This is a genomic window from Natrarchaeobaculum aegyptiacum (assembly GCF_002156705.1).
Taxonomy (GTDB): Archaea; Halobacteriota; Halobacteria; order Halobacteriales; family Natrialbaceae; genus Natrarchaeobaculum; species Natrarchaeobaculum aegyptiacum.
In genome coordinates, this window is record NZ_CP019893.1 from 2,044,202 (window position 1) to 2,068,638 (window position 24,437).

Below are 24,437 nucleotides of genomic sequence, written 5' to 3' on the forward strand. Positions count from 1 at the left end.
TCTCGATGTCGCGGGGTTCGAATGCCGTGAAATTGGTCCTGAACGCGCTGTGGCCGAAACCGCCTTTCGAGGCTCGATGTCGGCTCCTGCGGGCTCGCGCGGGAGCGATGACTTTCGCAACTACCATATACGCGCTCTCACAACCGTTTGACTGCTTAGAGTATGCCGAGGCCAGAGGTTCTCGAACGAATACAGTCGGCGGAGGAAGAGGCCGACGAGATCGTCGCAGAGGCTGAAGACGACCGCGACGAGCGAATAGCCGAGGCCCGGGAACGTGCCGAGGAGATTCGTTCGGAAGCGGCACAGGAGGCGCGCGATCTCAAAGAACAACGACTCGAGGAGGCGCGCGAGGAGATCGACGCCGAGTGCGAACGCGTCCTCGAGGAGGGCGAGGCCGAGCGAGAAGCGCTCGCCGAGCGCGCCCGGGAGCGGGTCGACGAGGTGACCGATCACGTCGTATCCCTGTTCCAGGAGGACGTCCATGCTCAGACCTGAGCAGATGAGCAAGGTCTCGGTGACCGGTTCCAAGGGCGTCATGCCCACGGTCATCGAGACGATCCACGAGCTGAACCTGGTCCACCTGTCGGACTACGACGGCTCCTGGGACGGATTCGACAACGGAAACCCGATCGAGGGGGCCGAAGACGCCTCCGAGACGCTGGTGACCGTTCGCGCACTCGAGAGTACGCTCGGAATCTCCGAGGAGGAGATGGCTCCCGGTCGACTTCCCGAGGACTGGGAGTCCCGGCTCGAAGAGATTCGCACGCAGATCAACGACCTCGACGACCAGCGCAACGAGGTCCGCGAGCAACTGCGACAGGTCGACGATCGGATCGATCGTGTCGCCCCGTTCGCCGACCTCGGGATCGACCTCGACTTGCTGTCGGGGTACGACTCCGTCGACGTTCTCGTCGGCGAGGGTTCCGTCTCCGAGGTCGAGGACGCACTCGAGGAGGCAGAGAACGTCCGGGCGTTCGACACGTTCACCGGCGGTGACGTCGTGGCCATCGTGGCCGCGCCGGCCGACGGCAAACCGGCGGGAACGATCGACGACGCCCTCGTCGGCGTCGAGTTCTCCCGTCACGAGATCCCCGAGACCGACCGCGGCCCGCGGGCCTACGTTGGCGAACTCGAGGACGAACGCCGCAAGCTCGAGACGCGCATCGACGAGATCGACGCCGAACTCGAGCGACTCAAACACGACGAGGGACCGTTCCTGCGGGCGCTCGAAGAGGAACTGAGTATCGAGGTCCAGCGCGCGGAAGCGCCGTTGCTGTTCGCGACGACCGACCGTGCGTTCATCTCCGAGGGCTGGATCCCGACCGAACAGGTCGCCGACCTCGAGTCTGCCCTTCGGGATGCCGTCGGCGACAGCGTCGAGTTCGAGGAACTCGAGCGCGCCGACTACGACGGGCACGGACACGCCCACGAGCACGGCGACGAGGGTGACGGTGGCCACGGCGAGGACGAAGCCGAGGCACCGACCGAGTCGCCCGCAACGAAACAGCAGGCGGCAACCGACGGCGGGACGACCGCTGCCGGTGGCGCTGGCGGCGCGTCAGGTGCGGTGACGATGGACGACGAGCCACCGGTCAGGCTCGACAACATCACGCCCGCGAAGCCGTTCGAGCTGATGGTGAAGATGGTCAGCCAGCCCAAGTACAGCGAACTCGATCCGACGCTGTTCATCTTCCTCACCTACCCGTTCGCGTTCGGCTTTATGATCGGTGACATCGGCTACGGTATCCTGTACATGCTGATGGGCTGGGGTGCCTGGAAAGTGTTCGATTCCGACGCCGGGAAGGCCCTGGGTACGATCGGTATCTGGGCCGGTGTGTTCACGGTCGTCTTTGGCTATCTGTACGACGACATCTTCGGCGTGCACATGAGCGATATCGGCATCCACCTGCCGCTCGCCGGGACGCTCACCAAGGGCCTGCAAACGACCGAATGGGCAATGCTGTGGATCCTGCTGAGCCTCGTGTTCGGTCTGATCCACCTCAACCTCGGCCTGATCGCCGGATTCGTCAACGAGCTCAGCCACGGGCTCAAGGCCGCCATCTACGAGCGGTTCTCGTGGATCCTCGCGATGAACGGCCTGTTCATCTGGATCTTCACGCACAACGAAGCTGGCTCGGCCGGCCTGCCCATCGACACGACCGCATCGGAGACGAAGCCAGACTTCCTCGTGGGGACGCATCCCGACGCCGTCCTCTACGAGTTCTTCGGTTTCGCTGGCCTCCCCGAGATCGTCGGTGTCGTCGGCCTCGCGATGCTCTTCGTGGGCATCGTGCTCGTCGGCATCGGTGAAGGGGTCGCCGGACTGCTCGAGTCGCCGGCGTGGGCGTTCGGTCACGCGCTCTCGTACCTCCGGATGGTCGCGGTCCTGCTCGCGAAAGGTGGGATGGCGTTCGTGGTCAACCTCCTGGTGTTCGGTGCCTGGGAGACCGAAGAAGGCTACATGAGCTTCTCGTTCTTCCAGCCGCCAGCGGCCCACGACGAAGCCGCCGACATCACCTTCGAGGGGCTCGTCTGGATCGGGCTCGAGGGCAGTGTGCTCGTGATGATCCTCGCCCTGCTGGCTGCACTCCTCGTGTTCGTCCTCGGCCACATCGTGGTCCTCCTGCTGGGGATCACCGCCGCAGGGATCCAGATGCTGCGTCTGGAGTACGTGGAGTTCTTCCAGAAGTTCTACGAGGGCGGCGGCGAAGAGTACGAACCGTTCGGTCAGGAATCTGGGCCACAGCAGGCTCAGCAGGCCGACTGACGCCGCCTTCCTGATTCGACGACAGTCGCCTCGGCGCGTTCTCTCGAGTTTCGTCTCTCACGGTACTGTTCTCGTCGTGACGCTGATTCGTTCCCCGTCTGAAGCACGGGTACTGTCACCACTTATCATTCGACTCGTCACCGGGCGAGGACGGTGTTTTCGCGGGATTGTTTCGAGAGCTTTATAGGGTGTGCAGAGACAGATACGCCTGTTCGGAGCCAATCGAACCTACAGAGGGATTTAATAAATCATGATCGAAGCACTCGAACCCGTCGCCGAGACCGTATTGCAGAATGGAGACGTTACTGAAGCGCCGTTCCTCGAGAACGAGGGCGCTGCTGCCATCGCCGTCGGCCTCTCGGCTATCGCTGCTGGCTACGCAGAGCGTGGTATCGGTGCCGCTGCGATCGGAGCAATCGCTGAAGACGACGACCTCTTCGTCCCGGGCCTCATCATGACGGTCCTGCCCGAGACGCTGGTGATCTTCGCGCTCGTCGTCGTCTTCATCATCTAAGCGACCACCCCCTTCTCTCACCAATGAGTTTGGACACAGTCGTCGAAGACATCAGAGACGAAGCCCACGCGCGTGCGGAGAACATCCGCGACGACGGTGAGTCTCGCGCCGACGAGATCGTCTCGGCCGCCGAAGAGGACGCCGACGAGCTCCTCGAGGACGCCGAGGCCGACGTCGAACGCGAGATCGACCAGTTGCGTGAACAGCGACTCTCCAGTGCGAAACTGGAGGCGAAACAAACACGCCTGGAGGCACGCCGTGACGTCCTCGGCGAGGTCCGCGAACAGGTCGAAGCCGAACTCGCCGGCATCGAGGGCGGCGACCGGGAAGAACTGACCCGGGCGCTGCTCGAGTCCTCGAGCGACGAGTTCGACGAGGGCGACGACGTCCGCGTCTACGGTCGCGCTGACGACGACGAACTGCTCGAGTCGATCCTCGACGACGAGGAGTTCGACGACTACGAGTACGCCGGCGAGTACGACTGTCTCGGCGGCGTCGTCGTCGAGAGCGACCAGTCCCGCGTTCGCGTCAACAACACCTTCGACTCGGTGCTCGAGGACGTCTGGGAGGACAACCTCCGGGAGATCAGCAACCGACTCTTCGAGCAATGATGCGAGGTGCCTCGAACACGGAATACGTCAGTGCTCGCGTTCGAGCACGGCGAGCGGCGCTGTTCGCCGACGAGGATTACCGCAAACTCGTCCGGATGGGACCGAGCGGCATCGCTCGGTTCATGGAAGAGTCGGAGTACGAACGCGAGATCAACGAACTCGGGGCACGCTTTTCGGGAGTCGATCTGATCGAGTACGCGCTGAACCGAAATCTCGCGAAACACTTCGGAGACCTCCTCGAGTGGTCCGAGGGTCGGATCTACGACCTGATCGCCCGATACCTGCGGAAGTTCGACGTCTGGAACGTCAAGACGATCATCCGCGGGATCTACACCGAAACCGATCCCGAGGAAATCCGGACGGACCTGATCCGCGCTGGCGAACTCGAGGACGCGACGCTCGACCAGCTGGTCGAGGTCGACACCATCGAGGACGTCATCGAGGTCCTCGACGGGACGACCTATCACGACCCGCTCGAGGCGGCCTACAGCGAGTACGAGGAGTCGGGCACGCTCGTGCCGCTCGAGAACGCACTCGACCGTGAGTTCTACGAGCACTTGCTCGACGACCTCGGTCGCCCCAACGAGGGGCCAGCGGCCAACTACGTCGAGTTCCTGCAGGCCGAGATCGACTTCCGGAACGCCCGGAACGCGCTACGGCTCGCTCGCAGTGGCGCCGACGTCGACCCGGCGAGCTACTACATCGAGGGTGGCGTGCTGTTCGACGAGGGCGAGCTTCGCAGGCTCGTCACCGATACCGACGAACTCGTCGATCACATCGCCGAGAACAAGCGCTACGGCAAGCGTCTCTCGGACGCCCTCTCGCGGATGCGGGAGGCCGACAGCCTGATCCAGTTCGAACACGCCCTCGACGCAGCCTTGCTCCAGTACGCCGACACGCTCTCGAGCATCTATCCGGTCTCGGTCTCGTCGGTCATCTCGTACATCCTCGCCAAGGAGCGCGAGGTCGAGAACATCCGCGCCATCGCGCGCGGTCGCGAGGTCGGGCTCTCCGAGAGTGAGATCGAAGAGGAGCTGGTGATCCTATGAGCCAGGAAATCGCAGTCGTCGGCAGTCCGGAGTTCACGACCGGCTTTCGCCTCGCTGGCGTCCGCCGGTTCGAGAACGTCCCGGACGACGAGAAAGGCACAGACTTAGACGACGCCGTCACGAACGTTTTAGACGACGAGGACGTCGGCATCGTCGTGATGCACGACGACGACCTCGAGTACCTCTCGCGGAACGTCCGTCAGACCGTCGAAACGAGCGTCGAACCAGTCGTCGTCACCATCGGGAGCGGCACCGGCGGTGGCGGGCTGCGCGACCAGATCAAGCGGGCGATCGGTATCGACCTGATGGAGGAGGACGAACAATAAACCATGAGCCAGGCAGAAGACACACAGACCGTCGACGAAGACGGTGTAATCGAACGCGTGAGCGGTCCTGTCGTGACCGCCGCGGACCTCGACGCCCGGATGAACGACGTCGTCTACGTCGGTGACGAAGGGCTAATGGGCGAGGTCATCGAGATCGAAGGGAACCTGACCACCATTCAGGTATACGAGGAGACCTCGGGCGTCGGCCCCGGCGAACCCGTCGAGAACACGGGCGAGCCACTGAGCGTCGACCTCGGGCCGGGCATGCTGAACGCCATCTACGACGGCGTCCAGCGTCCACTCGACGAACTCGAGGAGAAGATGGACTCGGCGTTCCTCGACCGTGGGGTCGACGCGCCGGGAATCGACTTCGAGAAAGAGTGGGAGTTCGAACCCACCGTCTCGGAGGGTGACGTCGTCGAGCCGGGCGACGTCGTCGGCGAAGTGCCCGAGACCGCGAGTATCACCCACAAGGTGATGGTGCCGCCGGACTACGAGGGCGGCGAAATTTCCTCGATCGAAGAGGGCGAGTTCACCGTCGACGAGGTCGTCGCGGAACTCGACTCCGGCGAGGAGATCACGATGCACCAGGAGTGGCCGGTTCGAAAGGCCCGCCCCGCAGAAGAGAAGGAGACGCCGACGATCCCGCTCGTCTCGGGACAGCGGATCCTCGACGGGCTCTTCCCGATCGCCAAGGGTGGGACGGCCGCGATTCCCGGTCCGTTCGGCTCCGGGAAGACCGTCACCCAGCACCAGCTCGCGAAGTGGGCCGACGCCGACATCGTCGTCTACGTCGGCTGTGGCGAGCGCGGCAACGAGATGACCGAGGTCATCGAGGACTTCCCGGAACTCGAGGACCCGAAGACGGGCAAGCCGCTCATGTCCCGGACGTGTCTCATCGCGAACACGTCCAACATGCCTGTGGCAGCCCGTGAATCCTGCATCTACACCGGCATCACCATCGCGGAGTACTTCCGCGACATGGGCTACGACGTCGCGCTGATGGCCGACTCCACCTCCCGGTGGGCAGAGGCCATGCGTGAAATCTCGAGCCGACTCGAGGAGATGCCCGGTGAGGAGGGGTATCCCGCCTACCTCGCCGCGTCGCTCTCTGAGTTCTACGAGCGTGCCGGCCTGTTCCAGAACATCAACGGCACGCAGGGGTCGGTGTCGGTTATCGGTGCAGTCAGCCCGCCGGGCGGTGACTTCTCCGAGCCGGTCACCCAGAACACCCTGCGGATCGTCAAGACGTTCTGGGCGCTCGACGCCGACCTCGCGGAACGACGGCACTTCCCGTCGATCAACTGGAACGAGTCCTACTCGCTCTATCGCCAGCAGTTAGACCCCTGGTTCCGCGACAACGTCGCCGAGGACTGGCCGGAACGGCGCCAGTGGGCCGTCGACGTGTTAGACGAGGAGGACGAACTGCAAGAAATCGTCCAGCTCGTCGGCAAGGACGCCCTGCCGGAGGACCAGCAGCTGACCCTCGAGGTCGCTCGCTACCTCCGTGAAGCGTGGCTCCAGCAGAACGCGTTCCACGACGTCGACACCTACTGCGAACCGGAGAAGACCTACCGGATGCTCGGTGCGATCAAGACGTTCAACGACGAAGCGTTCGAGGCGCTCGAGGCGGGCGTCCCGGTCGAGGAGATCGCAGACGTCGACGCCGCACCGCGGCTCAACCGCATGGGCACCGCCGAGGAGTACGACGAGTTCATCAACGAACTCGAATCGGACCTCGAAGAACAGATTCGGAGTCTGTACTGAACCATGAAAGAGTACCAAACCATCACGGAAGTCAGCGGCCCGCTGGTGTTCGCCGAGGTCGACGAACCCGTCGGATACGACGAGATCGTCGAGATCGAGACGCCGGCCGGCGAGACCCTGCGCGGGCAGGTGCTCGAGTCGAGCGACGGGCTCGTCTCGATCCAGGTCTTCGAGGGGACGGGCGGTATCGACCGCAACGCCTCCGTTCGGTTCCTGGGCGAGACGATGAAGATGCCGGTCACCGAGGACCTGCTCGGGCGCGTGCTCGACGGCTCCGGCCGACCGATCGACGGCGGACCGGAGATCGTCCCCGACGACCGCATCGACATCGTCGGCGAAGCGATCAACCCCTACTCGCGAGAGTACCCCGAGGAGTTCATCCAGACTGGCGTGAGTACCATCGACGGCATGAACACGCTGGTTCGCGGTCAGAAGCTGCCGATCTTCTCGGCGTCGGGACTTCCCCACAACGATCTCGCTCTGCAGATCGCCCGTCAGGCGACGGTGCCGGAAGAAGAAGGCGGCGACGACGAGGACGGCTCTGAGTTCGCAGTCATCTTCGGTGCGATGGGGATCACGCAGGAAGAGGCAAACGAGTTCATGGAGGACTTCGAACGGACGGGCGCACTCGAGCGCTCGGTCGTCTTCATGAACCTCGCGGACGACCCCGCAGTCGAGCGGACGGTCACGCCGCGACTCGCCCTGACCACCGCGGAGTACCTCGCCTTCGAGAAGGATTACCACGTGCTGGTCATCCTGACCGACATCACGAACTACTGTGAGGCACTGCGTGAGATCGGTGCTGCACGTGAGGAGGTTCCGGGTCGGCGTGGCTACCCCGGATACATGTACACCGACCTGGCCCAGCTCTACGAGCGGGCGGGTCGTATCGAGGGCCGTGAGGGCTCTGTCACTCAGATTCCGATCCTCACGATGCCCGGTGACGACGACACCCACCCGATCCCCGACCTGACGGGGTACATCACGGAAGGCCAGATCGTGATGGACCGCGACCTGAACAGTCAGGGGATCGAGCCGCCGATCAACGTCTTGCCGAGCCTCTCGCGGCTCATGGACGACGGGATCGGCGAGGGCCTGACCCGTGCAGACCACGCGGACGTCTCCGACCAGATGTACGCCGCGTATGCAGAGGGTGAGGACCTGCGCGACCTCGTGAACATCGTCGGCCGCGAAGCGCTCAGCGAGCGGGACAACAAGTTCCTCGACTTCGCCGACCGCTTCGAGGCCGAGTTCGCCCAGCAGGGGTACGACACCAACCGATCGATCGAGGAAACCCTCGAGATCGGCTGGGACCTGCTCAGCATGCTCCCCAAGGAGGAACTCAACCGCGTCGACGAGGACCTCATCGAGGAGCACTACCGCGAAGACGCCGCCGAGGAAGCGGCCGTTCAGGCCGACTGATCCGGCTGTTTCCGCGCGATCTACTCTTTCGATTTTCACGTCCCTGAGAGCGTTCTGTCGTCGCCTCCAGTGACTTCACACTCGAGAGGTCGTCCAACCTCGAGTTCGAGTCCCGTCAGTGCCGATCGATCAGTGGGTCTGGTCGAAGTGGATATACAACGCATCACTTTCCGGCTCGGGTCGAATCTCGACTCGTTCGTTTTCCGGCTGCCGGTATCACTGTTGAGATCTGGATCGGCCGTCGCGACTCGAGTGTCGAGTTCCGAACCCAGTTTCACGCCAGCCGATCAGACTGTCAGCTCGAGTAGGGTAGAAAAACCGCCATACGGCGGGTCAGTGAGCTGTTGGTGTGCTGACCCAACGTGGTCGCAATCGAAACTAACTTAATTATCGTTAATGTCCTTTAATATGTATGCACAAACCACTGCTCGTGACCGACTTTCTCGACCGGGCGCGACGGCACTACGCCGACGAGGAGGCGGTCGTTGCAACGACCGGGGAACGGTTTACCTACGCTGAACTTGGCGAGCGTGCCGATCGATTCTCGGCCGCCCTCGAGCAGCGAGGTATCGAGAAGGGCGACCGGGTCGCGGTGCTCGATCCGAACACTCACTACCACCTCGAGGCAGCCTACGGGATCATGCAGCTGGGGGCGATTCACGCGCCGCTTAACTATCGGCTAACCCCCGACGACTACGTCTATCTGCTCAACGATGCCGGCGTGAAGGCGATCTACGCAGACTACGAGTATGCAGACAAGATCGAGGAAGTTCGTGATGAGGTCCCAACCGAGACGTTCATCACGAACGATCCCGACGCCGTTTCCGGCGACTGGGAAGATTTCGAGGAGGTGCTGGCCGACAGCGACCCCGACGCGTACGAGCGCCCCGAGATGAGCGAAGACGAGATCATCACGATCAATTACACCTCGGGGACGACGGGTGACCCGAAAGGCGTCTGTCGAACGCACCGAACCGAGGCGCTCCACGCTCAACTCGTGACGATCCACCACGAGATCAGCGACGACGACGTCTACCTCTGGACGTTGCCGATGTTCCACGTCAACGGCTGGGGCCACATCTACGCGATCACCGGTATGGGTGCCAAACACGTCTGTACCCGCGGTGTCGACGTCGAGCAGATTTACGGGGCGATCAACGAGGAAGACGTCTCGTTCCTCTGCTGTGCGCCGACAGTCCTCAGCATGCTCGGTGATTACCGCGACGAAAACGACGTCTCCACGACGGGCGACAACCCGATGCGCGTCACTGCCGCGGGTGCCGCCCCGCCGGAAGCCGTCATCCAGATGGTCGAGGAGGACTTCGGCTGGCACTTCCGCCAGCTCTACGGCGCGACCGAAACCGGTCCACTCATCAGCACTTCGGCGACCCGTCGCCTGATCGACGAGGATAGTCAGGACCGGTTCTCGCTCAAGAAACGCCAGGGCATCTCGCCGCTGGCAACCGAGGTCGACGTCGTCGACGAGGAGGGCAACTCCGTTCCGTGGGACGACGAGACGATCGGCGAAATCGTCGTCCGCGGCAACCAGGTCATGGACAGCTACTGGGAGAAACCCGACGAAACCGAGGAGGCCTTCAGCGGCCGCCGCGACGGCTGGTACCACACCGGTGACCTCGCCGTCGTCAACGAGGTCGGCATGGTCTCCATCCAGGACCGCGATAAGGACATCATCATCTCCGGCGGGGAGAACATCTCGAGCATCGAACTCGAGGACACGCTGTTCGAGCACGAGGCGGTCTCGGAGGTGGCGGTCATTCCGGCCCCGAGCGAGGAGTGGGGGGAGACGCCGAAGGCCTTCATCGTGCCCCAGAACGGTGATCCGGACGAGCCGGGCGTGACGGTCGACGAACTCGTCGAGTTCTCCCGAGAGAACCTCGCGAACTACAAGACTGTCAGACGAATCGAGTTCGTCGACGAGTTACCGACGACGGCGACCGGCAAGGTCCAGAAGTTCGAACTCCGCGAGGAAGAGTGGGAAGACGAAGACCAGATGGTTGGGCAGGGCTGAATCCCCTCTCGTCGGTTCGCACGTCCTGTTTGCACGTCTCACGCGGAGGATTGACGCGCTATGCGTACGCCCCGTCGCTGCCTGAAGACGGCAGTCTGTGCTATCGGCCACTGTCAGGCTGCGTTCGGTTTTCGGTTTCGCCCGTATCGTCCTCGACCGGCACACTGATACGGTCTGCTGTAGCTCATTCCCGGAGCAACCGCGACCCGTCCTGCGATTGTTCCGGTACATCGGTACAGTAAACCGTATGACGTGGTGTGGCTCCTCTGGCCGCTACCAGTTTGGTCAGGCTGTGATGCTGTCTCCTTCGAATCGTCGAAACCCAAGTGACGTGTCTGTCACCGACCTAAACCGTCCAATTGTCGTGTGGTAATCGAAATGAACTTACCTCTCGTTGGCGCTACGGTGATACATATGCACAAGTCACTGCTCGTGACCGACTTTCTCGACCGGGCGCGGAGACACTACGCCGACGAGGAAGCGATCGTCGCGACGACCGGTGAACGATACACGTACGAAGAGTTCGGTGACCGAGCCGACCGTTTCTCTGCAGCGTTACAGAAGCGTGGTATCGAGAAGGGCGACCGGGTCGCGGTGCTCGATCCGAACACCCACTACCACCTCGAGGCGGCGTACGGATCGATGCAACTCGGGGCGATTCACACGCCGCTGAACTATCGGTTGACGTCGGACGACTTCGCGTACATTCTCGAGGATGCGGGGGTCGATGCGATTTACGCCGATTACGAGTACGCCGGGAAGATCGAAGCGGTTCGCGACGACGTGCCGACGGAGACGTTCATCACGAACGACGTCGACGAGGTCGACGGTGACTGGGAGGCGTTCGACGACGTGCTCGAGGAGGCGGGTACGGAGTACGAGCGCCCGGAGATGGCCGAAGACGACATTATTACGATCAACTACACCTCGGGGACGACGGGTGACCCGAAAGGCGTCTGTCGAACGCACCGCGCCGAGACGATCCACGCCTACAGCACGAGCGTCCATCAGGAGATCAGCGACGACGACGTCTACCTCTGGACGTTGCCGATGTTCCACGTCAACGGCTGGGGCCACATCTACGCGATCACCGGCATGGGGGCCAAGCACGTCTGCACTCGCGGCGTCGACGCCGCTGGCATCTTCGAGGCGGTCCGAACCGAGGACGTCTCGTACATGTGTGGCGCTCCCACGGTGTTGAACATGCTGATCGACTACTACGAGGAGAACGACCCCGAGACCACCGGCACGAACGACGTTCGGATCGCGACTGCAGGAAGCGCGCCGCCGGAAGCGACCATCCGAACGGTCGAAGACGAGTTCGGGTGGTACCTCAAACACGTCTACGGTGCGACCGAGACTGGCCCGCTCATTACGACCTCAGACGCCCGTCGGCACTTCGACGACGACAGTCGCGACCGGTTCGCGATCAAGAAACGACAGGGGCTCTCGTTCCTCGGCACCGAGGTCCGCGTCGTCGACGAGGACGGCAACGACGTCCCGCGGGACAACTCGACGATCGGCGAGATCGTCGTCCGCGGCAACTCGGTCATGGAGAAGTACTGGAACAAACCGGAAGAGACCGAGGAGGCCTTCTCCGACCGGATCGAGGGCTACTACCACATGGGAGACCTCGCCGTCGTCGACGAGAACGGCATGATCTCCATTCAGGACCGCAAGAAAGACATCATCATTTCCGGCGGCGAGAACATCTCGAGCATCGAACTCGAGGACACGCTGTTCGAGCACGAGGCGGTCTCGGAGGTGGCGGTCATTCCGGCCCCGAGCGAGGAGTGGGGGGAGACGCCGAAGGCCTTCATCGTGCCCCAGAACGGCGATCCGGACGATCCGGGCGTGACGGTCGACGAACTCGTCGACTTCACCCGCGACAACCTCGCGAGCTACAAGGCGGTCAAGCGCGTCGAGTTCGTCGACGAGTTGCCGACGACGGCGACCGGCAAGGTCCAGAAGTACGAACTCCGCGAGGAAGAGTGGGAAGACGAAGACCAGATGGTCGGCCAGGGCTAGCCGGTCGCTGCCACGTTTACCAGCGCGCCAGTCGGCCGGGAGCGTGCCACCGCGCGAACTGCGTGGTGGCGTGTGACCCAGCAGAAGAGCACGCTCTTCCGAGCATCCGAACACTCCTGTCCTTCCTGTGGCTTCACGGCGGACAGAGACTGGAACGCGACCTACAACATCTTGGTGCGCGGACTGAAGCAAGTAGGGACGGGCTGTCCCGAATCAACGTCCTCAGAATCGCACAGCGATTCTGATGGGCTGTGAAAATCGCTCAGCGATTTTCGAACGCCTGCGGAGACTGCGCTCCCTGCGGGGACCGATTCGGTTCCTGCAAAGCGCGTTCGTGAGATAACATCTCACGGGCTGTCAGACGTAGTCTGACAACGTCGTGGAAACAGGAAGCCCCATCTGCTCACGGGCGCAAAGCGTCCGTTCGCGTGGTCCGTGAGACCTTCGGTCTCACGCTACCCTCGAGGAGCGAGCGGCGCAAGCCGTGAGCGAGTAGGGTGGGGAGGAAGTCACTGTTGCTTTCTCAACATGGCACGTGGATTGATCAAATCGATCTTGAGAGAATACTGGTCAGGTCTCGTAGTCGGGGCACTGCCTCTCGAGTGGCGACTCCTTTTCGGAAGCGATCACGAAGCGCTCGAGCGTCGATGCCGTTTCGTCGGGGTCGTCGAGGACCGACCTCGAACAGCGTAGCGAGCGGTGGCCGTGCCGGTCGATGACGAGTTGCGTCGACTCGAGTCGGACGTCGGTGACGTCGTCCCAGGCGACGAACTGCTGTCCGATCGGCCCTGGTGCGACGAGGCCGGTTTCGTACACCTCGAGGGTCGGTGTTCCCCAGTTGCTGTCGGATCCGGGGGTGGCCGAGTACCGCGAGCCGTACACCTTTTTCCCGGGCTCTCGCGGGCGAACTTTCTCGAGCAGCGACTTCTCACCGGTGGCTTCTGATCGAGCGGCGAGGCCGGATAAGACGAGGACGACGCCGACGATCATCGCGACGAGTGCGACGCTTCCGGACGCCTGAATCAACCACGGCCCGATTTCGGTCCCTGCGAGGCCACCACCGATGAACGTCCCCACGGCGAGGACGATCGACGCGATTCCAAGCCCGACGGATGCGCGAGCGTGTACTGGATCGAGCCACGGAATCGTCGCCACCGGCTCGTCGGGGGTGACGGCTCGAGCGTAGCGCGTTCGAGCCATCGCGGCGAACGAGAGTGCCGCGACGCCGCTCGCGACCGCGCCGAACCCCGTTCCGACGGCCGCGATCGTCTCGATGGCAGGAACTGCGACTACGACGGCAGTGCCGACGCCGAGGCCCAGCGGTGGGACAAAGAGGAGTGCCAGTGATCGGCGTCGACGCCCGAGTCTGGCCGCGGGCCCGTCGATGCGACGTGCGAGGATGGAACCGACGACGACGCCGACCGTCGCTACCGTCGAAACGATGCCCACGGTGGTCGCGACCGACCCGCCGAGCGCGAGGCTGACGCTGATCGCGACCGCCACGAAACAGACGGCGACGTACGCGCCGACGGCAGCGACGACGCCGACGTCGGGGGATTCGAGCGTGTCCGGGAGGGGATGGACCGTCGGTGCCACGAGTGGCCGATACTACGTCGGCTGTCGTCATATACGTTCACTCGCTGTCAGCTCCGTAGAGTGCGTGACGGCGACGAAGACTCGTGGAAGTACACGGTGGGTGCGTGTGAACGTCACTCGGCTGGAGAGACCGACGCGGAGGAAACTGTAAACAGTTATCCGACTGGGGGCGCAAACTCCCCTCAAGATGGCCAAGGACGTCAAGCCCACCCGCAAGAACCTCATGGAGATCGAGGATCGGATCGAACTCTCCGAGCGGGGGCACGGGACCTTAGAAAAGAAACGGGACGGGCTGATCATGGAGTTCATGGACATCCTGGACAAGGCCCAGGACGTCCGTGGCGACCTCGCCGACGATTACGAGCAAGCCCAGAAGAAGATCAACATGGCTCGCGCCATGGAAGGTGACGTCGCCGTTCGCGGTGCCGCGGCGGCCCTGCAGGAACATCCCGAGATCACCACCGAGTCGAAAAATATCATGGGCGTCGTCGTCCCACAGATCGAATCCTCGCGCGTCTCGAAGAGCCTGGACGAGCGTGGCTACGGGATTATGGGCACCTCCGCTCGTATCGACGAAGCCGCAGAGGCCTACGAGGACCTCCTCGAGAGCATTATCCTCGCCGCCGAGGTCGAGACGGCGATGAAGAAGATGCTGCGCGAAATCGAGACTACCAAGCGCCGCGTCAACGCCCTCGAGTTCAAACTCCTGCCGGAACTCTACGAGAACCAGGAGTACATCGAGCAGAAACTCGAAGAACAGGAACGCGAGGAGACCTTCCGCCTGAAGAAGATCAAAGAGAAGAAAGAAGCCGAGGAGAAAGCAGAACGCGAAGCTGCAGACGCCGACGACGAGGTCGGGAGCGCCGACGAACCGGCCGCCGCAGCGGGTGCGGTAACTCAGGACTGAACTGGGCTCGCGTTCGCCCTCGCGTTCGATCGTTCATACGCTCTGATGGCCACTTCGTGTCCAGAATGCGGAACCGCCGCATCACCGATCGTCTTTTCGGTCCCGTCAGCCGCCCGTCTACATCTCGAGGCCGACACTGCCGCGTTCTGCCCTCACTGTCTGCACCTCAGGTGCTCGCGTGACGGCGCTCGCGAAGCGTTCGCGGACGCTGTCGAAGACGACGCAGAACCTGATTTCTCCCGCGTTAGCGACGGCTTTCCCGATCACGACGAGGCGGCGATTCCCCTCGCACTCGCACTCGGGCTCTGTTCGTCGCTCGCGACGAACCGGCAGGCGATCGACGCTCTCCTTCGGGAGGTCGAACGCGCCGGCACGGACCCCTTGCTCGCGATCGACCGGCTCCTCGCAGATCCGGACGTCGAGCCGGCGATCGACCTCGAGCGGCGGGCTCACCAGCTCGAGCAGTTGCTGTACTGAGCCGATAGCGCCCGTCCCGCCGTCTCCGGTCGCAACTGACGTGGCCACCCACACGCACTTGCTCGACGGCGTCGAACGTGGTTTCGTGACATCCTCCCCGTCGTAAACAGTAGACGCCGAACCTAATTTGTGCCGTTGCTGGTAGGGATGCTATGGTCGAAACGACCGAAGCAAAACAGGTCTGTCGCGCCGCTTCTACCGTCGTGTATCCAGCGCTCGACTTTGGCATCAAGCCCTGTGGGAGCTACACGAGAGAGGACTTCGAGAAGCTCCTCTCTCGTGTCGCCTTCGAACAGGAATTTGCCAACACAGCTGGGAAAACGTGCCAACTCGATGACGGCGAGCCCGTCGACGTCACGTCGACGGCTCGCAACGGACTCGCAAAATCGTTCCTCTACCACCTCCGGAACATGGAGGCGGACGCCATCGACGGCCAGTTCGATGGCGTCCGCGACGACCTCTTCGAGATCATCCGGAAACGACGGCTGTTACCCGAGTATGTCGATGTTGCGATCGATCTCCACGAGTGGCGGTTTTACGGCGATGCAGACACTGACTACGTCTTGATTACCTATCCCGACCAGGGGACCAATCGAACGTACTGTTTTGCGACCATCTGTATCGTCGCACCGGGAACACGATTTACACTCGACGTGCTGGCGCTGGAGGCGAACGGCTTTCGCGAAAAGCGCGAAGCCGTTCGCTCGCTGCTCGAAACCGCACGAGAGCACGTCTCGATCAGCCACGTCTACCTCGACAGAGGGTTCTACCAGGTCCACGTCGTTGCGGAACTCGAGCAGCACGATGTCGACTATATCGTCCGTGCACGTCCGAGTAAGGGGATGAAAGCCCGTCTCAGCGCCGGCGCTGAGACGGTTGTCGACGACTATCTCATGCAGCGAAAACGTAAGCCGACCGCTTCGGTTGCAGTGACTGTGTTTGCTGTGCCCCATCGGTCAAGCGAAGACGAGCACGTCTGGTTCGTTACGAATCTCGATCTTGAACCTGAGGCAGCGAGAGCGTACGCGGCGGCGTTCCGCCGCCGCTGGGGAATTGAAACCTCCTATCGCCAAATCGGAGACTTTCTCCCGAGAACGTCGTCGCCGACGTTCTCGGTGCGACTGTTCTACTTTCTGTTCGCAGTTGCGCTGTACAATCTCTGGGTTCTGGCGAACGTTCTCGTCACAGAGGGAACGATTCCTGGGAACCCACCGATCTCGACGAAGATTTTCCGTGAATTCGTGCTCGTGACTGACTACGGCTAGACCACTCTCTGCACCGACCGAGAAGATCGGTCAAGAAAAAGCAAAGTGAGTGACAACGCTTCGGAGCGCCGCTGTACGGCGCTCCTTCGCTTCCTTGATCGTGCCGCTCCAGCTATCGTACGCTAGTGCCACCAACTACGGTAACGAATCAAAGAGTTTCAGGAAGTTTGGTCCGTTGTTTCGGCAACTACTGTGAAGGCCGGGATTCCCTCCTCGAAGGAAGATGGGAAATGACACCGACGAGACCGACACCGGCGACGCCGATCCGGACGGAACCCGGGTGTGGCTCGTCGAGCGAACGTACTCCGACGACGAGCAGAACCTGATCATCCTCGTCTACGCGACCCCTGACGGACGCCAGTACTTCAGGAAAGAGCGCGCACTGCCGTCGCTCGAGGCAGCGCGCGAGACGACCGCCGCAGTGACCGCGGCTCCGGAGAACCTCGGATCGGTCGACGACCCCGACCTGCGAGAGCGCTACGCGACCGAGGCAACGCGAATGGCAGCCGAACACGAACCTGACGACGTCCTCTGAGGTCGTCCCGCTGCCGTCGGCGGGTCAGCCACGACCCGAGTGGCGGTTCGGTTCGACACCGTCGACACTAGCCTGTGCCGAGCGCTCGCTCACGATGGCTCACTTACTTTCCAGTTGGCCTGATCCCGTCGCCGAGAGCCTGTTTCATCTGGAGGGCAGCGCTGGCGGCGAGTCCGCGGGCGACTTCGGTGCGTTCGTCGTCGCTGATCAGTTCGGTGCCGTCGCTTTCGCCGTCGGCCACGTCGTCGACGTTCGGCGTGAAGCCGGCGCTGACCGCGTGTCCGACCGGCGGCCGGACGGCGACGGTGACCCGTGGCCCGGAGATGCCGGTCGAGACGTCGGCGTCGACGACGTACTCGTCGGGCAGGAACTCCCGGGTGCGGTTGGCGATCCGGGAGACGTCGCGGTGAAGCAGTCGTTTCTGGGTCGCAGAGAGGGTTGGAACGTCCGCCGCGGTTCGCTGACCCGCGTTCGTCTGCCCGGGAAGTCCGGCGTACGGCGTATTTCCATTCATGAGAAGGCGTACCCCGGATTTGGGTACCGGTGAGTATAAACGATTCGACTCGAGGCACTCGTTACCACGGAACGCGCTTGCTCGAGGAGTGTCGCCTGCAGGGTGGTGCCCCGTCCGATCACCGGTCGTCGGCTGCAGCGAGCGGCACTGTGAACGAGACCGTCGTTCCCTCACCTGGTTCGGATTCGACCCACATCCTGCCGCCGTGGCGCTCGACGATCCGTCGGCACATCGCCAGCCCGATGCCGATTCCGGCGTGCTCGTCGTGCCCGTGTAACCGCTGGAATACCTCGAAAATCCGTTCCTGATCGACCTCGGCGATTCCGATTCCTTCGTCGCGTACCGAGATGACCGCGTCAGGTCCAGCGTTCTCGGCGGCCTCATCGCGTCGTTTCGAGGCGCGTGGCGCGTCGCGTCGCTCGGCACTGACGTGGACGCGTGGCGGTTCGTCCCCGCTGTAAGTGATGGCGTTTTCGAGCAGGTTCTGAAAGACGCGATGGAGCTGTCGTTCGTCGCCGACGACGACCGGTAACGAGTCGGCGGTGATCTCGGCGTCGTGTTCGGCGATCGAAACCTCGAGACTCTGCTGTACGTCCTCGAGTACCGTCTCGAGGTCGACCGGTTCGAACGGGTCGCCTTGGGTCTCGATTCGGGAGTACTCGAGCAATCCGTCGATCATCTCACGCATTCGGTCGGCGCCGTCGACGGCGTAGGCGAGGAACTCTCGCCCGTCCTCGTCGAGGTCGTCGGCGTATCGGCTCTCGATAAGCTGCAGGTAACTCGAGACCATCCGTAACGGCTCCTGGAGGTCGTGTGAGGCTGCGTAGGCGAACTGCTCGAGGCGTTCGTTCGATTCTTTCAGGTCGTCGATGTACTCCCGTCGGTCGAAGTGGAACTTCAGCAGCGTCGCGAGCGTCTCGATCAATCGCTGTTCTTCCTCGAGGAACGTCCCCGTCTCCAGACGCTCGTCAGCCGCCAGAGAAGCGACCTCGATGGCGATCGGAGTCCCGTTGACCGTGCGCTGGCGGGCAGTGATCTGTCGGTCACGCGACTCGAACGCTGCGGTCTTCGCGACGGTCTCGCCGACTGTCACCTGAACCGCGGTCTCCGCTGGCTCGAGGAAAAACTGTGGAAGGGAGTCTGCAAATTCCTGGACGAGCTGGGACACCGGCCGATCGTCTCCCTCGAGTAAGTTCGTCGACAGCTGGACGGCCTCGAGTTCCTTCTCTCGCTCCCTGAGGTCTCGTTTGCGTCGCTCTAACAGTTGCTTGAGTTCGGTGACGTCTGTCGCCGTCTCGACGACCTGCTCGGGCGTCCCGTCCTCGTCGGTGATCGCCCGCGCGTTGATCGAGAGCCACCTGTGGCGTCCGTCCGACCGTTTCAGCAGCACTTCCTGGTCGACCACGGGGTCGCCGGTCTCGAAGACCCGGGACACGGGCCGTTCGTCGACCGGCAGCCGATTGCCATCGGCATCGTACAGATCCCGTTTGTCCGCGACGTAGGGCCGTTCACCGTCGGAGAGATCGAGAAGCTCCGTCATCCGTTCGTTCGCACGAAGGGTCGAGCCGTCGGCGTCGATGACGGCGATGCCGACGGGACTCGTCTCGAGGAGTTTGTCGGTGAGTTCGTATTCGCGCCGGAGTTCGCGCTCCTGTTCTTTGCGCGCGGTGATGTCGTAGTAGAGTTCGACACGTCCACCGGCGTACCTGCCGGCTTCGATCGGCTTGCTGCGGTGCTCGAGCCACCGTTCGGCCCGGTCGGGGCCGGCCGTGAGCTGACACTCGAACTGTTCGACGTACGTGTTGTCGTCGTAGGTGGCGAGTACCGTCTCGGCGAACGACTCGGGGTCGGCGAATCGCTCGCTGATCGACTCCTCGACGAGCATTCGCTTGTCCCGCCCGACCACCTCGGCCCGATCGATACCGAAGTACTCCTCGATGGTCTCGTCGATCCAGACCACGTCGAACGTCTCGTCGAGGACGAACATTCCGGCATCGGCCTGGTCGATGACGGTCGAGATCGGCCCCGGGTCCTCCCACGCCGTCGGGAAGCTCCCTGACGACTGGACGCGGTCCGGGTCTTCGACCCACCGGGCGACGCCGACGCTTCCCTCGAACGCGCCGTCTTTCTCGAGCAGGCTGAACCCAACGTTCGCGTGGACGCAGTCGCCGCTCGCGGTTTCGATCGAAAGCGTGTTCGTCGTCTCTGGGTCGGTGTCGGTCTCGCGACGCCGATCGATTTCACGCTCGAGGCGGTCGGCGTCCGACTCCGTCAGCAGCACCGACACGTGCTCGCCGAGCAGGTCGTCTCGAGCGTACCCCGTCGTCTCGACGACGGCGTCGTTGACGGCCACGAATCGACTCTCCTCGTCGAGCTGGTAGATCCCGTCGTCGACCGCGTTCAGCGCCGCCAGACACTGCGACAGCGCCTGGGGGTCTGCATCGTCGACGGTGCTCGAAAACGGCGTACTCGAGCCCCGCCCCTGATCACGCATGACTCTGAGGTGGGTGCTCGAGACAGTAAACCATCACGCCGGCAATGCCTACGGCGCTACAGGATCGGTTCGCTGTCGCCGTAGACCGCGAGCGCCAGCGCGGTCGTGTAGGTGCCGGCGTCGGCGTCGCTGCTCTCGACGACGACGTTCGGCTCGTCGAACTCCCAGTCGCGCAGTTCCTGTCCGGCGGCCAGCCCCTCGAGAACGGCTCGCTCGACGTTTTCGGGATCGGTCTCGCCCGAGGTTTCGTAGAACAGCCCCGGCCCACCGTCGACGGACTGGGACCACGCGAGTGCAGCGCTGACGCGTCCGGGACCGACGGTCGTCGCTCGGGACTCGACTACTGTCAGGCGCTCACCGGCCGGCCCGAGATCGGGCGCGGTGCCGACGGCCTCGACGTCGACATCGGCGGGGATCACCGACGATACCGAGACGAGGTTGTAGTTCTCGACGCCAGCGTCGGCGAGGGCGGCGTCGTAGGAGGACATGGCGGTCGGCCCCGTGGCCGATCCCCAGACGACTCGAATCAGGCTCATAGTCGCGTTCGGGGATCGACGGCGTAAGGCGTTGCGGTTTGCGGGAACTGGGGGCGATCGAACGATGCTCGAGTCACTAGACGTCGTCCGACTGGCGTCGGCGGTGGGTCGACGAGCCAGTGGCCACGGCACGCCCACGAGAACGAATCGAGACGGGACGAGAACAGACGTTCGCTACTGATAGAAGTAGCCTGCCGAGGCGACGACGTCGCTCGAGTCGTCGTTTTCGATCTTCTCGAAGGCGTCGACGAAGTCCGCCTGGGTAACCTCCTCGCGGTCGTTTCGGATGGCGAACATGCCCGCCTCGGTGGCCAGACTCTCGATTTCGGCACCGGAGTAGCCCTCGGTGTCGGCAGCCAGCGACTCGAAGTCGACGTCGTCGTCGACGTTCATCTCGCGGGTGTGGATCTCGAGGATCTGCTCGCGGCCCTCCTGGTTGGGTTCTGGGACCTCGATGAGGCGGTCGAACCGGCCGGGGCGCAAGATTGCGCGGTCGAGCATGTCGAATCGGTTGGTCGCGGCGATGATGCGAATCTCGCCGCGGGCCTCGAAGCCGTCCATCTCCGCGAGCAGTTGCATCATGGTGCGCTGAACCTCGGCGTCGCCGGAGGTCTTCGACTCCGTTCGGGTGGTCGCGATGGCGTCGATTTCGTCGATGAAGATGATTGCGGGTTCGCGCTCGCGGGCGAGTTCGAACAGGTCCCGGACGAGACGCGAGCCCTCGCCGATGAACTTGCGGACGAGTTCGGAGCCAGCCATCTTGATGAAGGTGGCGTCGGTCCTGTTGGCGACGGCTTTCGCGAGCATCGTCTTGCCCGTCCCCGGCGGGCCGTACAGCAGGACACCGCTTGGCGGTTCGATTCCGACTTCGGCGAAGACTTCCGGTTCGGCGAGTGGCTGTTCGACGGCCTCGCGGACCTCCCGGATCTGCTCGTCGATACCGCCGATGTCCTCGTACTCGACGGCCGGCCGTTCGGTGATCTCCATCGACTGGGCGCGCGCGTCGGTCTCGGCGTCGAGGATGCGCTGGATGGCGAAGGAGTCGTCGACGGCGACCCTGTCGCCCGCGTCGATCCGCTCGACGAGCTGTGGCGTCGCCTCCGTGAGCACTTCCTGGTTGTTCCCGTGTTGTTTGACGACGATCTCGCCGTCGCCGAGGACGTCCTCGACGGTCGCCACGTACAGCGACGAGCTCTTGAGGGTCTCGTTCTCGCGCTCTGCGCGTTCGACCTGCTCGCGGAGCGTCTGGTTGCGCTCGCTCGCGTTCTCGAGTTGGGTCTCGAGCTGGTCGTTGATCGTCACGAGGTCCTCGAAGTGGTCGCGCAGCGCCTCGAGCCGTTCGCCGGGTGGGAGATCGGGGTCGATATCGCGGTGAGGTCGGTCGGGAAGAGACGGGCTTCGAGACATCCTGTCGTACGGCGATAGGACGCCGACCGTAAATGTGCCTTTGGGTCCCGGTTGGATTTCGTCGGACTGGGCCGGTTTTCAGGAACGAACCAACAGCAACTCCTGTCCCGTCGACCGAGTACGAACGATGTTTACGCGGCGGCAACTGCTCGGGATGACTCTCGCTGGCGTCGGCGCTGCCGGGACCGTCGTCGGCGTCGATCGATCGGTCCTGCAGGGAACGGTGTACGAAAAGTGGGTCCGCGGCTACGACCCGGACGGCTCCGAACTGGTCCACTCGGTCGTCCTCGACAGCCTCGAGACGCCGTACGTCGTCGACTCGATCGACGACCTCGACCTGTTCGACGGCCGGAGCGGTCGTCGGCCCGTGATCACCGACGACGCCCACGTGCGCCTCCTCGAGCGGTACGAATCCGTCGAGTACGGGATCGACGTCTGTTCCGGTGACGCACGTCGTGAGTGCCACGGCGGCGCGATCGACAGGGACGGCTTCAACGCCGTCCAGATCGCAGACGAGGTGACCGTCGCACAGGTTCGCAACCGGGTTCGCCTCCTTCGAACCGCCGACTGACAACTCGAGCACCGTCACGAACTCCTCGCGTCTGGCTGTCAGTGTCGAGGTGTGTCCGCACCGCCCGAGCGCCTGCGACGCTCGAGCGGTCTCACGCTGTGTTCAGGGCTCGAAACACGGATCGGTCGCGGAGGTGGCCTCCCATGGTTCCGGGCAGTCATCGGTGTCGCCGATGTCGCCGATGTCGAGGTCATCCGTAGTGTCCTCGACGCATTCGGTCCGTCGGATTGGCCCGGTATGGGCACCGCTTCCGAGGGGTCCGCCGGGAATTTCTGCACACTTGCACGTCTCGCCGGGACCGCACTCGCTCTCTTCGGCACTGGTACACGAACACTCACTCGCCTGTGCCGATGCGGAGGAAGAAGCTGCGCCCGCACCGGCGAGCGCTGCCGCTCCGGTTGCGACCGTTCGAAGCATTCGTCGCCTGTTCACCGATCGCGAATCGCCGCCTTCGTTTCGAGACATTGCACTCGAATTTCTACTATTTATGACTTAATTTTTGACACTAGTTATTGAGGCCACACTCGGGTATGAGGCTTTGGCGCGCTTACCGCTGAGACGTCCAGTGACCACGATAGCATACGCGCCCGGTCGCTGGTCGTCGCTGATCTCCATCTCGACCCGCCAACTGCACCTACGCGTCGACGTCACCGACGGGGTGCTCGAAGAGTCGTTCGTCCGTGTCCGTGCAGGTGACGGCGACGACCTCGTAGGACTGACAACAGGATTCGACCGTCTCCTGACCGAGGGCGACCTCGCCACCCGTCGTCGGACACGTCTCGAGGAACAACCGCAGGCCGTTGAGCAACGCCCCCTGTTGTTCGACGGCGAGGGACGCCCACTCGTCGTCCCAGTTCTCGAGTACGCGTGCGGCGGCCACGTCGGCGACGAGGGCTGCCTGCGACGGCCACTGACCGATGGGCTGGTCGTCCGTTCGGAGGACGCGACCGTCGCCGTGGCGCTCGATCTCGAACGTGGCGTCGTCGTCCAGACCGATCGCCGCTACCGCGTCGTCGGCGTCGAGGGCGTCGGCGTCGATCCGGTCGATCTCCTCGACCCACGCCGATTCGAACGACCCGGTGAGACAGAGGTCGTCGACGTCCTCGCAGGGCTCGACGATCTCACGCTCGAGGAAGTATTCCTCGGGCACGATGCGATCGGCCGGGTCCTCCGGTGCCCGTTCTGGGTCGGCCTGATTCGCCACGGTCGATTCGCCCGGGGCAGCGGCCGACGACGGCGGTCCGTGGTGGATCGAGTCGACGCCAGCGAATCCGCTGGCGGTCGCCGGTTCCGGTTCCTTCCCGAACAGCCGGAGGACGGCAGGTGGAAGGTATCGCTTCGTCAGCGTCGGGGTGCCGGGGACGAGATACCCGCGCAGGTAGATCACCACCCCGGCGATGCCGAGCGTGACAGCAGCGGCGAGCTTCGATTTTCGAGCGACCAGTGCGCCGAGGACCGCCGCGATACCGACGTTGACGACGGTACAGGCCTCACACCGGTTCTCTCCAGTGTACTCGGGCTGGTGGAGCGTATCGAACAGTCTCTCTTTCATTCTGCTAGGAATGGTACGACAATAACCATCAGTATTACGGTGGGGGTACCGGCCGCTCCGTCCGCGACCT

22 protein-coding genes and 1 pseudogene are annotated in these 24,437 nt (G+C 63.4%); 16 read left to right on the top strand and 7 right to left on the bottom strand.

From position 1 onward, the window contains the following. Window positions 1-162 precede the first annotated feature (162 nt). The 11 genes and pseudogenes from ahaH to B1756_RS10090 form a co-directional block, all read left to right on the top strand. Entirely contained in the window at window positions 163-495 is a 333-nt protein-coding gene (ahaH, locus tag B1756_RS10035) for an ATP synthase archaeal subunit H (protein WP_086888409.1), read from the top strand. Continuing rightward, a complete protein-coding gene (locus B1756_RS10040) occupies window positions 482-2,767 on the top strand; it encodes a V-type ATP synthase subunit I (RefSeq protein WP_228434320.1) in 2,286 nt (761 codons plus the stop codon). Before ahaH ends, B1756_RS10040 begins: the two co-directional genes overlap by 14 nt. A 250-nt stretch (window positions 2,768-3,017) precedes the next feature. After that, window positions 3,018-3,281 carry a hypothetical protein gene (locus tag B1756_RS10045; protein ID WP_086888411.1) on the top strand — a complete coding sequence of 88 codons (264 nt, stop codon included), beginning with the start codon at window positions 3,018-3,020 and terminating at the stop codon, window positions 3,279-3,281. A gap of 23 nt (window positions 3,282-3,304) precedes the next feature. Then, window positions 3,305-3,892, top strand: a complete 588-nt coding sequence (locus tag B1756_RS10050) for a V-type ATP synthase subunit E (protein ID WP_086888412.1) — start codon at window positions 3,305-3,307, stop codon at window positions 3,890-3,892. Beyond that, a complete protein-coding gene (locus B1756_RS10055) occupies window positions 3,889-4,941 on the top strand; it encodes a V-type ATP synthase subunit C (RefSeq protein WP_086888413.1) in 1,053 nt (350 codons plus the stop codon). The genes B1756_RS10050 and B1756_RS10055 overlap by 4 nt, the downstream gene beginning before the upstream one ends. After that, the gene (locus B1756_RS10060) at window positions 4,938-5,267 is read left to right on the top strand and encodes a V-type ATP synthase subunit F (RefSeq protein ID WP_086888414.1); all 330 of its coding nucleotides are present in this window, start codon (window positions 4,938-4,940) and stop codon (window positions 5,265-5,267) included. The genes B1756_RS10055 and B1756_RS10060 overlap by 4 nt, the downstream gene beginning before the upstream one ends. Window positions 5,268-5,270: 3 nt before the next feature. Continuing rightward, window positions 5,271-7,034, top strand: coding sequence for an ATP synthase subunit A (locus B1756_RS10065; RefSeq protein WP_086888415.1), 1,764 nt, complete (start codon window positions 5,271-5,273; stop codon window positions 7,032-7,034). Between the two features lie 3 nt (window positions 7,035-7,037). Continuing rightward, window positions 7,038-8,456, top strand: coding sequence for an ATP synthase subunit B (locus B1756_RS10070; protein ID WP_086888416.1), 1,419 nt, complete (start codon window positions 7,038-7,040; stop codon window positions 8,454-8,456). A 412-nt stretch (window positions 8,457-8,868) separates the two neighbouring features. Next, window positions 8,869-10,485 carry a long-chain-fatty-acid--CoA ligase gene (locus B1756_RS10080; protein ID WP_086888418.1) on the top strand — a complete coding sequence of 539 codons (1,617 nt, stop codon included), beginning with the start codon at window positions 8,869-8,871 and terminating at the stop codon, window positions 10,483-10,485. A 414-nt stretch (window positions 10,486-10,899) separates the two neighbouring features. Then, the gene (locus B1756_RS10085; RefSeq protein WP_086888419.1) at window positions 10,900-12,513 is read left to right on the top strand and encodes a long-chain-fatty-acid--CoA ligase; all 1,614 of its coding nucleotides are present in this window, start codon (window positions 10,900-10,902) and stop codon (window positions 12,511-12,513) included. Between the two features lie 108 nt (window positions 12,514-12,621). Beyond that, window positions 12,622-12,952, top strand: a pseudogene (locus B1756_RS10090) (RNA-guided endonuclease TnpB family protein); the annotation flags it as partial. Window positions 12,953-13,083: 131 nt separating this feature from the next. On the opposite strand, the gene B1756_RS10095 reads toward B1756_RS10090, so the two are convergent. Next, window positions 13,084-14,109, bottom strand: coding sequence for a PH domain-containing protein (locus B1756_RS10095; RefSeq protein WP_086888420.1), 1,026 nt, complete (start codon window positions 14,107-14,109; stop codon window positions 13,084-13,086). 187 nt (window positions 14,110-14,296) lie between these two features. On the opposite strand from B1756_RS10095, the gene B1756_RS10100 reads away from it, so the two are divergent. From B1756_RS10100 to B1756_RS10115, 4 genes are all read left to right on the top strand, one after another. After that, a complete protein-coding gene (locus B1756_RS10100) occupies window positions 14,297-15,016 on the top strand; it encodes a V-type ATP synthase subunit D (protein WP_086888421.1) in 720 nt (239 codons plus the stop codon). A 45-nt stretch (window positions 15,017-15,061) separates the two neighbouring features. Next, a complete protein-coding gene (locus B1756_RS10105; protein ID WP_086888422.1) occupies window positions 15,062-15,493 on the top strand; it encodes a DUF6276 family protein in 432 nt (143 codons plus the stop codon). A 152-nt stretch (window positions 15,494-15,645) separates the two neighbouring features. Further along, window positions 15,646-16,758, top strand: coding sequence for a transposase (locus B1756_RS10110; protein WP_086888423.1), 1,113 nt, complete (start codon window positions 15,646-15,648; stop codon window positions 16,756-16,758). A gap of 223 nt (window positions 16,759-16,981) precedes the next feature. Further along, on the top strand, window positions 16,982-17,293 hold the full coding sequence (locus B1756_RS10115; protein ID WP_086888424.1) for a DUF7967 family protein: 312 nt from the start codon (window positions 16,982-16,984) through the stop codon (window positions 17,291-17,293). A gap of 103 nt (window positions 17,294-17,396) precedes the next feature. Here the strand turns inward: B1756_RS10115 and B1756_RS10120 are convergent, their stop codons facing one another. The 4 genes from B1756_RS10120 to pan2 form a co-directional block, all read right to left on the bottom strand. After that, window positions 17,397-17,807, bottom strand: a complete 411-nt coding sequence (locus B1756_RS10120) for a DUF5811 family protein (protein WP_086888425.1) — start codon at window positions 17,805-17,807, stop codon at window positions 17,397-17,399. A 118-nt stretch (window positions 17,808-17,925) separates the two neighbouring features. After that, on the bottom strand, window positions 17,926-20,301 hold the full coding sequence (locus tag B1756_RS10125) for a PAS domain-containing sensor histidine kinase (protein WP_086888426.1): 2,376 nt from the start codon (window positions 20,299-20,301) through the stop codon (window positions 17,926-17,928). A gap of 56 nt (window positions 20,302-20,357) precedes the next feature. Beyond that, entirely contained in the window at window positions 20,358-20,837 is a 480-nt protein-coding gene (locus B1756_RS10130; RefSeq protein WP_086888427.1) for a pyruvoyl-dependent arginine decarboxylase, read from the bottom strand. 174 nt (window positions 20,838-21,011) lie between these two features. Next, a complete protein-coding gene (gene pan2 / locus B1756_RS10135; RefSeq protein ID WP_086888428.1) occupies window positions 21,012-22,244 on the bottom strand; it encodes a proteasome-activating nucleotidase Pan2 in 1,233 nt (410 codons plus the stop codon). Between the two features lie 127 nt (window positions 22,245-22,371). On the opposite strand from pan2, the gene B1756_RS10140 reads away from it, so the two are divergent. Next, window positions 22,372-22,815, top strand: coding sequence for a hypothetical protein (locus tag B1756_RS10140; protein ID WP_086888429.1), 444 nt, complete (start codon window positions 22,372-22,374; stop codon window positions 22,813-22,815). 102 nt (window positions 22,816-22,917) lie between these two features. On the opposite strand, the gene B1756_RS10145 is transcribed toward B1756_RS10140, so the two are convergent. Both B1756_RS10145 and B1756_RS10150 read right to left on the bottom strand, forming a co-directional pair. Then, window positions 22,918-23,280: a hypothetical protein gene (locus B1756_RS10145; protein ID WP_152031298.1), complete on the bottom strand. Its 363-nt coding sequence runs from the start codon at window positions 23,278-23,280 to the stop codon at window positions 22,918-22,920. A gap of 169 nt (window positions 23,281-23,449) precedes the next feature. Then, entirely contained in the window at window positions 23,450-24,367 is a 918-nt protein-coding gene (locus tag B1756_RS10150; protein ID WP_086888431.1) for a DUF8054 domain-containing protein, read from the bottom strand. Window positions 24,368-24,437 lie beyond the last annotated feature (70 nt).